Annotated in this window: 12 protein-coding genes and 1 riboswitch; of the genes, 3 read left to right on the top strand and 9 right to left on the bottom strand. The window is 44.7% G+C overall.

Features of this window, described 5'->3' with window-relative positions; all coding sequences use genetic code 11:
* From gcvPB to lipA, 5 genes are all read right to left on the bottom strand, one after another.
* Positions 1-1458, bottom strand: a complete 1458-nt coding sequence (gcvPB, locus tag DWB64_RS06285) for an aminomethyl-transferring glycine dehydrogenase subunit GcvPB (RefSeq protein ID WP_129487359.1) — start codon at positions 1456-1458, stop codon at positions 1-3.
* The gene (gene gcvPA / locus DWB64_RS06290; protein ID WP_129487360.1) at positions 1455-2801 is read right to left on the bottom strand and encodes an aminomethyl-transferring glycine dehydrogenase subunit GcvPA; all 1347 of its coding nucleotides are present in this window, start codon (positions 2799-2801) and stop codon (positions 1455-1457) included. Before gcvPA ends, gcvPB begins: the two co-directional genes overlap by 4 nt.
* Before the next feature lies 1 nt (position 2802).
* Positions 2803-3186, bottom strand: coding sequence for a glycine cleavage system protein GcvH (gene gcvH, locus DWB64_RS06295; protein ID WP_129487361.1), 384 nt, complete (start codon positions 3184-3186; stop codon positions 2803-2805).
* 86 nt (positions 3187-3272) lie between these two features.
* Positions 3273-4379 carry a glycine cleavage system aminomethyltransferase GcvT gene (gene gcvT, locus DWB64_RS06300; protein WP_129487362.1) on the bottom strand — a complete coding sequence of 369 codons (1107 nt, stop codon included), beginning with the start codon at positions 4377-4379 and terminating at the stop codon, positions 3273-3275.
* Between the two features lie 18 nt (positions 4380-4397).
* Positions 4398-5264, bottom strand: coding sequence for a lipoyl synthase (lipA, locus tag DWB64_RS06305; protein WP_129487363.1), 867 nt, complete (start codon positions 5262-5264; stop codon positions 4398-4400).
* Between the two features lie 65 nt (positions 5265-5329).
* A riboswitch (glycine riboswitch) is annotated at positions 5330-5425 on the bottom strand.
* A 280-nt stretch (positions 5426-5705) separates the two neighbouring features.
* Between lipA and DWB64_RS06310 the strand changes: the two genes are divergently transcribed.
* The 3 genes from DWB64_RS06310 to DWB64_RS06315 all read left to right on the top strand — a co-directional run bounded on the left by DWB64_RS06310 (position 5706) and on the right by DWB64_RS06315 (position 7434).
* Positions 5706-6029, top strand: coding sequence for a hypothetical protein (locus tag DWB64_RS06310; protein ID WP_129487364.1), 324 nt, complete (start codon positions 5706-5708; stop codon positions 6027-6029).
* Positions 6030-6251: 222 nt separating this feature from the next.
* Positions 6252-6395 (top strand): hypothetical protein, encoded by a 144-nt coding sequence (locus DWB64_RS19220; RefSeq protein ID WP_164980268.1) that lies wholly within the window; start codon positions 6252-6254, stop codon positions 6393-6395.
* Between the two features lie 133 nt (positions 6396-6528).
* Complete coding sequence (locus DWB64_RS06315) at positions 6529-7434, top strand: DUF2156 domain-containing protein (RefSeq protein WP_129487365.1); 906 nt, start codon at positions 6529-6531, stop codon at positions 7432-7434.
* On the opposite strand, the gene DWB64_RS06320 is transcribed toward DWB64_RS06315, so the two are convergent.
* The 4 genes from DWB64_RS06320 to DWB64_RS06335 all read right to left on the bottom strand — a co-directional run bounded on the left by DWB64_RS06320 (position 7418) and on the right by DWB64_RS06335 (position 12059).
* Entirely contained in the window at positions 7418-8572 is a 1155-nt protein-coding gene (locus DWB64_RS06320) for a hypothetical protein (protein ID WP_129487366.1), read from the bottom strand. The genes DWB64_RS06315 and DWB64_RS06320 overlap by 17 nt on opposite strands.
* A gap of 161 nt (positions 8573-8733) precedes the next feature.
* A complete protein-coding gene (locus DWB64_RS06325; RefSeq protein ID WP_164980269.1) occupies positions 8734-9996 on the bottom strand; it encodes a S1C family serine protease in 1263 nt (420 codons plus the stop codon).
* A 72-nt stretch (positions 9997-10068) separates the two neighbouring features.
* On the bottom strand, positions 10069-10527 hold the full coding sequence (locus tag DWB64_RS06330) for an Hsp20/alpha crystallin family protein (protein ID WP_129487368.1): 459 nt from the start codon (positions 10525-10527) through the stop codon (positions 10069-10071).
* Between the two features lie 89 nt (positions 10528-10616).
* Positions 10617-12059 carry a cell wall metabolism sensor histidine kinase WalK gene (locus DWB64_RS06335; RefSeq protein ID WP_129487369.1) on the bottom strand — a complete coding sequence of 481 codons (1443 nt, stop codon included), beginning with the start codon at positions 12057-12059 and terminating at the stop codon, positions 10617-10619.
* Positions 12060-12065 lie beyond the last annotated feature (6 nt).

Consider the following 12065-nt stretch of genomic DNA (forward strand, 5'->3'; position numbering starts at 1 on the left):
CTATTCAGTCCATTTAAGAATCATGTCTTTCGCTGCCTTGACCTCATCGATACGCTTCACTTTCGTCGTATGCGGTGCCGATTTCAACAGTTCTGGATTTTCATCTGCTTCTTTTCTGATTTGAATCATGATATCCACGAAGTTGTCCAAAGTCTCAAGACTTTCCGTTTCAGTCGGTTCGATCATGATCGCTTCCTTGATGATCAGCGGGAAGTAGACAGTTGGTGGATGAATGTTGAAGTCAAGCATTCTCTTTGCCACATCAAGTGTCGATACCTCAGATAGGTCTTTGCTGATACCGCCTAGTACGAACTCGTGCTTGCACACTTCGTCGATTGGCAGGTAATAGTAGTCTTTAAGTCTGTGCATCAGGTAGTTCGCATTAAGCACCGCCATTTCAGAAGCGCGCGTAAGCCCCTCTGCTCCCATCGTCTTGATGTAGGCATATGCTCGAACCAAAATTCCAAAGTTACCGTAGAAGCCTTTGATCTTACCGATCGTATCCGGCTTATTGTAATTAAGGAAGAACTCTCCGCTTTCGTTTTTCTCCACAATCGGAACAGGAAGGAACTCCACAAGATCCGCTCTAACACCAACAGGACCCGCACCAGGACCTCCACCGCCGTGAGGCGTAGAGAATGTCTTGTGCAAGTTGTAGTGAAGTACGTCAAAGCCCATGTCGCCAGGTCTTGCCTTGCCCATGATCGCATTCATGTTCGCGCCATCATAGTAAAGAAGTCCGCCGGCTTCGTGGACAAGGTCTGCGACTTCTTTGATGTTCTTCTCAAACAAACCGAGAGTCGAAGGATTTGTAAGCATCAGACCTGCGATTTCATCATTTAGCGCTGCTTTAAGCGCATCGATGTCGACATGGCCGTTCTTGTCGGATTCTATTTCTACGATATCGAAACCTGCGACAAATGCTGATGATGGATTAGTCCCATGCGCCGAATCAGGAACGATGATCTTGGTTCTTTTATGGTCGCCACGTTTCTCGTGGTATTTCTTTATTACTAGAAGACCGGCGTATTCGCCGTGCGCACCGGCAGCAGGTTGAAGCGTCACTTGGCTAAGGCCTGCGATTTCAGCCAGCATGTCTTGCAATTCGTGCATCAGGCTAAGCGCGCCCTGAGTAGTCGTCTCTGGTTGGTACGGGTGTAGGTTCTTAAAACCGTCAAGCCCCGCCATATTCTCATTGATTTTAGGATTGTACTTCATCGTACAAGAACCAAGAGGATAGAAACCGGCGTCAAGACCGTAGTTGAGCATAGAAAGATTAGTATAGTGTCTGACGACATCCACTTCACTTACTTCAGGAAGAATCAAGTTCTCTTGTGTAAGCAAGTCTTCAGGAAGCGTATGCTCACAAAGCTTTTCTTCCACATCGCAAGCAGGTAATCTAAATGCCACACGGTCTTCGGATGATAATTCAAAAATGAGTTTATCGTAGAACATTATAAGATCACCTCCAAAGCATGGACAAGCGCGTCGATCTCTTCTTTTGTACGCTTTTCAGTAACTGCGATCAGCATTGCGTTGCCTAACTCAGGGTACTCGCAAGACAAATCGTATCCGCCTAGAATCCCCATTTCAAGAAGCTTCTTATTCACTTCATGAACAGGTTTTTCAATGGTGATGACAAATTCCTTAAAGAAAGGCTGCTCAAACGCTTTTTTGACTTTGCCGGAGGCAAGTAAGGAGTCGAAGGCGTAGTGCGCTTTTGACAGACACTGGTTGGCCACTTCCTTAAGTCCTTTTTTGCCAAGTGTCGACAGGTAAATCGTCGCACGTACGGCAAGAAGACCTTGGTTGGAGCATATGTTCGATGTAGCCTTGAATCTTCTGATATGTTGCTCACGCGCCTGTAAGGTTAAGACGAATGCGCGTTTTCCATCCTGATCGACAGACTGTCCGCAGATTCTACCTGGCATTTTTCTAGCAAGGTCTTCTTTGGCAGCGATAAAACCAAGGTAAGGTCCACCGTAGTTCAGGTAGTTGCCAAGCGATTGACCTTCACCGATTGCGATATCCGCATTAAATTCAGAAGGACGCTTAAGGGCTCCCAGTGAAATCGGGTCAACGCTCATGATGAACTTAGCCTTCGTCGCACGTGTTGCCGCCTCAAGCGACTTCGCATCTTCAATCGCGCCTAGGAAGTTAGGACTTTGAATGATCACACCACCGACTTCAGCTCCAAGCTTCGCGCTTAGGTCTTCCACCGATGTTCTTCCGTCCACAAGATCGATTTCAACCACGTTCAGGTCTCTGTTCTTAAAGTAGGTTTTAAGTACCATTCTACTTTCCGGATGTACCCCTTTTGAAATCAGGATCGTATTCGATTTACGCACGCTGCTGATCGCCATAAGGGCCGCTTCGACAACTGCGGTTTGAACATCATAAAGTGACGCATTTGCGATCTGAAGACCTGTAAGGTTTGAGATCATCGTCTGATATTCAAAAATCGCTCTCAAGGTTCCCTGAGAAATCTCAGGCTGGTATGGAGTGTACGACGTATAGAATTCAGAACGCGATGTGATATGGTCGATGATCGACGGGATATAATGGTCATAAGCGCCAGCTCCCATAAAGCAGATCTTGTTATCCACCGTATCGTTTTGCTTGGCTAGGCCGCCCATGAGTCTTGTCACTTCAAGTTCTGATTTTGGCGCGTCAAGGTCAAGCCTTCTGTTTAGCTTAACATTGTCTGGAATGTCTCTAAAGAGCGCATCCACGCCGGAAACGCCCATAAGATCAAGCATTTTCTGCTCTTCTTTGGCGCCATTAGGGATGTATGGAAACATCTTATTCCTCCTCGTTACAAAATGCTTCGTACGCCTCTGCTGTCATCAAGTTGTCAAGCTCAGCCGGATTTGAAAGTTCTACTTTTACAAGCCAGTTCGTGTAGGCGTCATCGTTAAGAAGGGCAGGTTCGTCATCTAACTCTTCGTTGATCGCAACGATTGTTCCGCTCACTGGCATGTAAGCGTCAGAAGCAGCTTTAACAGATTCGATAACCGCAAACTCGTCGCCTTCTTCAAACGACTCGTCTTCTTCTGGAAGTTCTACGAATACGATGCTGCCAAGTGCGTGCTGAGCGTAATCTGTGATACCGATAGTTACTGTGTTACCTTCTGCTTTAACCCACTCGTGATCTTTTGTGTACAACAAATCTTTAACAACTTTCATGAAATATTCCTCCCAGTAATTTAACTTGATTGATTTTGTTAGCTTTTATTTAACAGGGCAAGCCCCGTTCATTCACGTCTATTATACTATTTTTTGTAGCTTTTTTTGTAAAATCTTTTAGCGACAACCGTTGCTTTTTTTGTCTTTTTACGGATTTGGATTTCAATTTCAGAACCCATTTCAGTCACACCGTTCTTAACAAGGGCAAGACCTACAGTTCTTCCTGTCGATGGCGACAGATACCCTGTAGTCACCGTACCGACAATCTCGCCTGCGACAAGCACTTCATAACCTTGTCTTGGAATTCCTTTTTCAGTCATCTCGAATCCGATGATCTTCTTAGTCAGACCTTCTTCTTTTTGCTTTACTAAAGCGTCGCGACCCATAAAATCGCCGGCATCCAGCTTAACGAAGAATCCAAGACCGCCTTCTAGAGGTGAGATCTCACTTGAAAGCTCATTGCCATATAGAGGAAGAGCCACTTCAAAACGTAGCGTATCGCGGCAGCCCAGAGCTGCAGGCTTTAAGCCATGTTCTTTTCCAGCTTCCATCAGCGCATTCCAGATCTCAGTGATGTCCTCAGGTTTCGCGTATACTTCGAATCCATCCTCGCCAGTATAGCCAGTTCTAGACACAAGACAAGTCTTGCCGGCAATCTTCACTTCTCTATTGCAGTAGAAGAATTTGATTTCAGTCAAATCGACATCCGAAACAAGCTGTAGGATTGTTTGTGCGTTGGGTCCTTGAATCGCCACTTCTGCCACATCATCTGAAACGTTTGTGATTTCAACATCATATTTAGCCGCTACTTCTTTAATCCAGGCGACATCCTTATCGATGTTTGACGCGTTGATGACAAGATAGAAGAACTCACTGTCGAATCTGTATACAAGCAGATCGTCCACTGTTCCGCCGTCTTCATAGCACATGTGCGTGTATAGGATCTGATTGTCCTCAAGTGTGCTCACATCGTTAGAAACCAAATACTGAACAAAATTAAATGCATCCGCACCTTTTACTTCTACCTCTCCCATGTGAGACACGTCGAAAAGACCGGCTGCTTCGCGTACTGCAGTATGCTCGTCCACAAGACCCGTGTACTCGATTGGCATCTCCCAACCTGCAAAGGGCACCATTTTCGCTCCAGCCGCCACATGTGCGTCATAAAGGGGCGTGCGCTTCAAATTTTCCATGTAATCCTCCTCTTAAACTTAATCGACTTCCTTACTTTGATCAAATACTTCTAAAGCATTGAACGAGCTTCTCACAAACGGCCCTGCCGCCACGGCTTTAAAGCCTAGCTCCTTGCCTTTTGCCTCGTAGGCTTCAAAAGCTTGTGGTGTTACATATTCTTCAATTTCAATGTGTTCATCAGACGGTCTCAGATACTGACCGATGGTAAATATATCACAGTCGACAGCGCGAAGGTCGCCCATCAACGAATGAACTTCTTCAGTTTTCTCACCTAGGCCAACCATTATTCCTGATTTGGTATAGATAGCAGGATCCAGCTCCTTGATCGTCCTTAAGACAGAAAGTGAGCGCTCGTAGACTGCATCCGGTCTGACCGTATCGTATAATCTTCTGATTGTCTCAAGATTGTGTCCTATGACATCAGGTTTTGCATCGGTGATGATTTTCAGATGCTCTGTATTTCCTTGCAGATCCGGGATGAGCACTTCGACAGTCGCATCGCTGTTCTCTTTAATAGCCCTGATCGTATTTGCAAACTGGGTGGCACCCTGATCCTCAAGGTCATCCCTTGTGACAGAGGTGATTACGATATGTTTGAGTCCTAACTCCACCACCGCGTTTGCGATATGCATGGGCTCGTCGGGATCCACCGCCATCGGCGTTTTATAGCTCACATTGCAAAAACTACAGTTTCGTGTACAGTTCTTACCCAAAATCATGAAGGTTACCGATTTAGATTTGAAACAGGTTCCCTTGTTCGGACAGTTCGCCTCATGGCAGACGGTATGAAGCTTTTTGTTATGCACTAACTTTTCCATGCTTCTCAGTGCGGCAGCATCCGGCTTAGCGATCTTGAACCACTCCGGTAAACGTTTTCTTGGCATGTGCTATCCTCCATTACCTGCAAATTGAATATAAAAAAGGAGATATGGGTACTCTAAACGAGCGCCATATCTCCTCTGTAACCTAACCTGAGAGTTTTAGTCCTAAGACCTTGCCCCGCCGGTGCCCGTTTACTTCTTCGGGACTCTCCAGAGACTCATCCAATAACGATATTATTACCTGAAAGTTTCTCGCTACACTCTGGCTGAGTGGGCGATTGCCTCTTCGGTTGCACACTTAAGTACATTTCTCGTCATCATCACCTGAACCTTATTTTTTTATCCTAGTGAAATTATATGCCATAAGCCCTCTGGGTTCAAGCTAATTCATGCAGTTTGTATTAATATTTCGAAACAATACAGGCACTTTGTTTCCCTTTATTAATTTTATTAGACATCTAAAAAAAAAAAGCTTAAACTAGATAGTAGAAAGGGGCTGCTAATATGTTTGGATTGTTCTCAAAAAAAGAAGTTAAAACGGTCACGAATGGTCGTCAACTGACAAAGGATTATGCAAGTGCGCTTAAAGAGCTGAAGAGGCTAAGAGTGGAACACTGCCAAGCTAACGGTATGTCTCTGAGCGATATGGGAAAGGACCTCGCGCATATCGAGCGTCGTGCGAAACAGTTTTATAGCTTTACTGTCTCCTATCTTAAAAGCGGCCATACCCATGATGAGGCCTATCAGGAAATGCTTGATCATCATATCAGCACCGATACGGACCGCTTAATCCTTGAAAAGCTGTTTCTAAAGAGAAAAGAAAGTTGATTTGTTCGTTAATTATCTAACTTTTAATGCGCTATTATTATTCATTTATTCTGCATCCACTAAAAAAATACCTGAATTCAGGTATTTTTTCTTTTGTTATTTTCAATTTCATGATATAATATTAACAAATATTTTCCCAATTGTAATTCTCCATAATTACGGGATTCGAGAAAAACTTTTTTTTAAGAACTTTTGTTAATTTGTTCACAAGAGGTGATACTTATGTTCACAACTCCTCAACCCAAAGTACCGACAACGCTTTCTAAAACATCTGAGAACGAAAAGGAAATTCAACGTCTCGTCAACAATGATGTTACAAACGATGTCCCTTATTTTGATTCAATTAACATTGCAAAACTAAGCTAATCATGCGTCCATACCAAGCTGGTATTTGATTGGCAGTCAACTTCATGCACAAAAGTTTTTTTAAAAAGTCCTTCGGGTCTTTTTTTTTGTTCTTTTTAGAAAATTAAGGGTAAATAAAATGTGAGGTGATTCTATGATCAAAAAACTGACCTATCACGATAAAGCATTGCTAACACCCTATTTCGACGCATTCAACATTCCTGTTTCAGATCTCACGCTTACCAACGTGATGATGTGGAAAGATAAATACGCCACCGCGTATCTGACACTCAAGGGTTTTCTTTATCTTATCTATACTCACGAAGACGGCGCTACCAGTTATTCGCAACCAATAGGCGACTACGATGACAGTTTGGGGCTACTGGAAAGCGTCAAGGCGCTGGTCAAGCTTCAAATCGTGGGCGGCCAGTCGCTGACCTTCAGAAATATGGATAGAAAAACCGCCGAGCTCATCGCAGGCAACCTCTCTCACGTCCATATGCTTCCAAGCCCCGAGCACAATGATTACTGCTACCTCACCACTGAACTGTCAGAGCTTAAGGGAAACAGATATCATAAAAAGAAGAATCACGTAAACCAGTTTATCCACCACTACGGAGATAATCATCAAATTGAAGCTATCACTGCGGCTAACGCGCTTGACTGTCTGATCTGTTCACAAAACTGGTGCGTAGATAAAAACTGTGACGGATCGAAGGACTTGTGTTTTGAGTATCTCGGAATACTGCACGTACTAAAAAACTGGAACGACTATCCTGTTGAAGGACTACTCATAAGACATGACCAGATCGTGATCGGATACTCCTTTGGAGAGATGCTCACAGATGATTACTTTGTCGTTCATATCGAAAAGGGCGACACCAGATACCAGGGAATCTATCCTTATCTCAATATGCTTATGGCAGGTGCGGTTTCAGGCAGATTCCAGTATGTCAACCGTGAACAGGATCTAGGTATTCCTGGCCTGATCAAGGCAAAAAAATCCTACCACCCGCACCACTATATCGAAAAGTGTGAGCTCGTCATCCAAACCGTTTAATCCACTGATGGTCATCGAGTATCGGCGCGTCCTTTCCTGCTTCTTCATTGAAGGGCTCCATATTAAGACCCCTGCGCCACGGTGCGATCACGTGAAGACAAGGCATGACATCGCCGAAATGCTCTCCTGTTTCACTGCAGGTGCCATGGTCAGAAATCACATACACTTCGACATTGCCGCTGATTCTCTTTAGCTCCTCATAGAGAACCGCGAAAAGCCTTTCGTCGATGGATTCGATCACCCGTTTTTTTAGTTCGCTGTCTCTCAGATGGGCGGCGGTATCCGGTGACTCCACATGGCAATAGACGACATCATATCTAGAAAGAGCTGCGAGTGCGGCTCTTATTTTATTGCTGTAATCGGTGTCTAAGGCTCCTGTCGCTCCTTCAACCTGGATGACATCGTCACCCTTAAGCCTAGCCAGTCCTTTAATGATCGGAGTTCCTGTTACAATTCCCCACTTGGACTGCTTGGTGTGTTTCAAAGGTTCCAAAGATTGTCCTCTCGCCCATATCCAAGCCCCATCGATTGTAGGTCTTCCCTCTAAAGAACGTCTTATGTTGACCGGATGACCCTTCAGGACCTTTTCAATTTTTTGACATAGGGTTTCAAGTACCCTATCCCCCCTAAACTGGTAGGCAAGGTCATAGCCGAACTTATCCGTTGGAGCGTCGAGACTGACCATCTGCGTTTTACCTTTTAGCAAAAACACATGCCCTCCGATACCGAACAACTCCAGGTCGGACTGAGATACGACTTTTTCAAGCGCTTCAAAAAGTGATTCCTGTTCCTCATCGGTGACTCCATGGGCATTCGCACTTTCAAGACACCTGCTTCCACTTTTAAAACTGATCAGATTCATGCGGTATGTAAACTGTCCGCTTGGGATCGGTTGCCCTATTCCAAGCATTTCTAAAGCCGACCTACCCGGATAGTCTTTTCTTGGATCAAGACCCATGAGCGTCATGTTTGCGAAATCCGATCCTATCCGATAGCCGTCAGGAACCGTCTTGACACGAAGCATGACTCCGCAGCGTGACAGCTCGTCAAGATAAGGGGTATGTGCTTTCATCATCGGGGTCATGCCATCTACAGCCCTGTCTACTATTCCATCGAGCACAAGGATTATCTTTTTCATTTTGCCACCTCCATTAGTATCATTTTATCACAATTCTTTTCATGAAAGCGCATATCCCATCCACTCAAAAAACAAAATAACTCCTAATCAGACCGATGTAGTCATTTGACTAACCCATCCATCTGAAAAGGAGTTTTCATTCTTTTTTAAAGGTCATTAGCTCACTTTGCGTTCTTATCCTTGAGCACAACCTCTACTTCTCTTTCGATCGCATCGTTTGTAACGGAAAGCGTTACGGTTTGACCCACTTGATAGCCGCTGATCATCAAAATGAGTTCGTTCATGTTCTTGACCTCTTTTCCGTCAAGAGCCGTGATGATGTCTCCACGCATAATGCCGGCTTCACTCGCGCCGCTCTGTGGAACCACATCCCTGACCATCACACCGACAGGCAGGTCGTAAAGCTCCGAAATCTCATCTGTGATGTCCCGTCCGGCGATTCCCAGATAAGGTCTTGAAACGTAACCCTTTTCAATCAGTTCCGCCACAATCGGTTTGACCGTATTGATAGGAATGGCAAATCCGATGCCTTCCACCTGCGTGCTGCTGATTTTTATCGTATTGATTCCGATGACCTCTCCCCTTGCATTCACAAGTGCCCCGCCACTGTTTCCCGGATTGATTGCGGCATCGGTCTGAATCAGATTGAAGTTTCTTCCTGACATATTGAGCATTCTGTCGATGCCGCTGATAAACCCTACGGTGACGGTATCGCTGTACCCTAGCGGATTACCGATTGCGATTGCCAGCTCTCCCACCTCGAGATCATCCGAATTTCCGAGCACCACCGGATTCAGTCCGCTAAGCACCTCAGCGCTCACATCCGATTTTTTCACTTTAAGCACAGCCAGGTCCGCATCCGGATCCACGCCCACGATTTCTCCGATTGCAGAATCGGTGTCATTGAAGGCTACAAGCAGGGAGTTCGCATTTTCAACGACGTGATTGTTCGTTACTATTAAAATGGAGTCCTTATTGATGTTGAACACCACACCCGTACCCGAGCCTTCCGATTCGTAACTGTTGAAGAAGAAGTCACTTGTAGTGATCTTGCTTGTGATGGATACGATTGCCGGTCCGAGCTCCTTTACTATGCTTGGAATCGTTTTTTCAGCATTAAACTCATTCGATACCCTTTTAATGGACTCCGACTCCAAATAGTAGGCGCCATCCACCCGCTCCCCGCTACCAAGTCCTCCGGACAGCCGATATCCGACACCTGCCGCACCACCCGCTGTCAGCGCGCCTGCAAGTACAAGTGCCAGGACTTTTGTAAATGTCCATTTGCCTGCTTTAACAGGCTGCCTCACCTGCGGTTCTTCCATGAACGGATGTTCAGCCGCTGTGATTTTCACTTCTACAGCAGGCTTGATAAGCTTATCGTTTAATTCCTTATCTTTTTCTGATTCAATATATTCAACCATCATAACCTCCTGACTCGCTGTCCACTTAACTAAAAAAGAGGGCCTCAGCCCTCTCGTTCATTAAACCTAGGCTTAATCAATCGTAATTTCTCTAGAATTGTTGCTTAATGGTTTCTTTTGCAAGGTCACGGTCAATACACCATCTTCAAAGGTTGCCGTTATCTGATCTGGATCGATATTGTCGACATAGAAGCTTCTTCTGAATTCGCCTGAATATCTCTCTCTTCTGATATAGTTGTCTTTTTTGTCTTCGTTGATATCTTCGCGTTTCGCTAGAATCGATAGATGCTGGTCGTAATACTCCACTTTGACATTTTCCTTTTCAAATCCAGGCAGATCCGCTTCGACAACGTACTTGTCACCGTCATCCAGCACATCGACCATGAAGCCCGAAACCCTCTTGTCTACCTTATTGAAAGGAGTGAATACGTCATCATTGAAGAAGCTGTCGAAGAATTGATCGAAAATATCTTCTGATTTGGCGTTGGTAGTGAGTTTTCTTACCGGTCTTACAGGAATTAGTTTAAACATATGACACCTCCTATTTTTAAAATTGAAATGCTATCTGATTTGTTTACATACATAGTATAAAATATAGTTTTTAAAGATCTATGAATATTTTATGAATTTTTGCCATTGTTGGAGAAAGCGCTTCTGGATAAGGAAAACACAAACATCACTCCAAGATATTCATTGGAATACACATCGATTTTCTCACCGTGGGCATCGAGTATCTCCTTGACGATGGAGAGGCCAAGACCTGAAGACTTCTTCTCGATACCGCGAGAGTTGTCTAGCTTTGAAAACCGCTGCCAGATATTCGCCAGCTTGTCATCCGGTATGAGAGGACCTGTGTTTCTGACACCGATCAGCATTTTGTTTTCCTTGATATCCGTCAAGACTTCAAGCAGTCCGTCCTCGTTGATAAACTTAACGGCATTGTCCACCAGATTGTAGACAACGCGTTCGATAAGCTGACTGTCGCCTTCGACCATCGTGTTTCCCTCTGCAAGCTTGAGGCTGACCTCGACACTTTTCTTTTCGATTCTTTCTTCGAATCGGTCGAGTACGTTCAAGAGGAGTTCATGTGCGTCAAAGTCCACCTTGTTGAGATGTAGCTCACCCGTCTGCATTTTGGACAAGTCCAAAATATCATTGATCAGCTTGGTGAGTCTATCGGTCTCTTCTGAAACGATGTTCAAGTACTTTTCCCATTTTTCAGCGGGGATGGTTCCATCAAGAATCCCCTGGGTATACCCTTTTATCGAGGTGATCGGCGAGCGCAGATCATGCGACAGGTCCGAGATGAACTTTCGTCTGGACTCCTCGACGCTCTTCAGCTCTTTGGTCATCTGATTGAAGTTTTTAGTGAGTTCGCCGATCTCGTCCTTGCGGTCCGTATTGAACTCGTACTCGAAATTTCCTTTAGATACGAACTTAACTCCGTTGTTAAGGCGTTTGATGTCGTTGGAAACGCTCTTAGCAGAAAAGAAGATCGTGGTTGCCGCGTAAAGCGACGCTAAAAAAAGCGTGATAAGTGCAAATCGATTGATTTCCTTTACCGTATTGTTGACAAAAGGGACCGATTTGTTCAGATAAAGGACAAACAGTTCCTTGTCCTTTACAGTCACAGGGAATATCAAGGTGTAATACTGATTTCCGCTGAGCGTCTTGTAGTTGGCGGATCTGAAAATCGGTTGACCCGACTCCAGCACACGATCGATTTCAAGCTGGTCGAGTTCGCTGTAAATCAGATTGATATCCGTGTTCTCATCGGCCATAATCACATTTTCATCGCCGCTTGGAATCATCCATATCTTAAGGTTGGCATATCGCTCAAGCCTGTAAAGTTCGTCTCTGATCGTTTTCGCGTCAATCACTCCGAGCGAAACCTGATTGTCGATAAGCTGATTGAAGTTTTGAGCCAGTCTTAACATCTCCTGGTGGTTCTGGTTGACGATATAGTTTTTAAAGACGATATTAAGACCTACAGTAAGCATGATCATCCCTACGATTAATACGCTAAGACTTACAAGTATTAATCTTGAATATATAGTTTTCATGCCTTC

This window comes from Fusibacter sp. A1, assembly GCF_004125825.1.
Taxonomy (GTDB): Bacteria; Bacillota; Clostridia; order Peptostreptococcales; family Acidaminobacteraceae; genus QQWI01.

What these genes read in the sequence shown, in the direction of transcription:
- DWB64_RS06320 (WP_129487366.1), bottom strand. Translation starts at nt 8,572, where the DNA reads ATGAAAAAGATAATCCTTGTGCTCGATGGAATAGTAGACAGGGCTGTA.
- lipA (WP_129487363.1), bottom strand. Translation starts at nt 5,264, where the DNA reads ATGCCAAGAAAACGTTTACCGGAGTGGTTCAAGATCGCTAAGCCGGAT.
- gcvH (WP_129487361.1), bottom strand. Translation starts at nt 3,186, where the DNA reads ATGAAAGTTGTTAAAGATTTGTTGTACACAAAAGATCACGAGTGGGTT.
- gcvT (WP_129487362.1), bottom strand. Translation starts at nt 4,379, where the DNA reads ATGGAAAATTTGAAGCGCACGCCCCTTTATGACGCACATGTGGCGGCT.
- DWB64_RS06330 (WP_129487368.1), bottom strand. Translation starts at nt 10,527, where the DNA reads ATGTTTAAACTAATTCCTGTAAGACCGGTAAGAAAACTCACTACCAAC.
- DWB64_RS06310 (WP_129487364.1), top strand. Translation starts at nt 5,706, where the DNA reads ATGTTTGGATTGTTCTCAAAAAAAGAAGTTAAAACGGTCACGAATGGT.
- DWB64_RS06315 (WP_129487365.1), top strand. Translation starts at nt 6,529, where the DNA reads ATGATCAAAAAACTGACCTATCACGATAAAGCATTGCTAACACCCTAT.
- DWB64_RS06335 (WP_129487369.1), bottom strand. Translation starts at nt 12,059, where the DNA reads ATGAAAACTATATATTCAAGATTAATACTTGTAAGTCTTAGCGTATTA.
- gcvPA (WP_129487360.1), bottom strand. Translation starts at nt 2,801, where the DNA reads ATGTTTCCATACATCCCTAATGGCGCCAAAGAAGAGCAGAAAATGCTT.
- DWB64_RS06325 (WP_164980269.1), bottom strand. Translation starts at nt 9,996, where the DNA reads ATGGTTGAATATATTGAATCAGAAAAAGATAAGGAATTAAACGATAAG.
- DWB64_RS19220 (WP_164980268.1), top strand. Translation starts at nt 6,252, where the DNA reads ATGTTCACAACTCCTCAACCCAAAGTACCGACAACGCTTTCTAAAACA.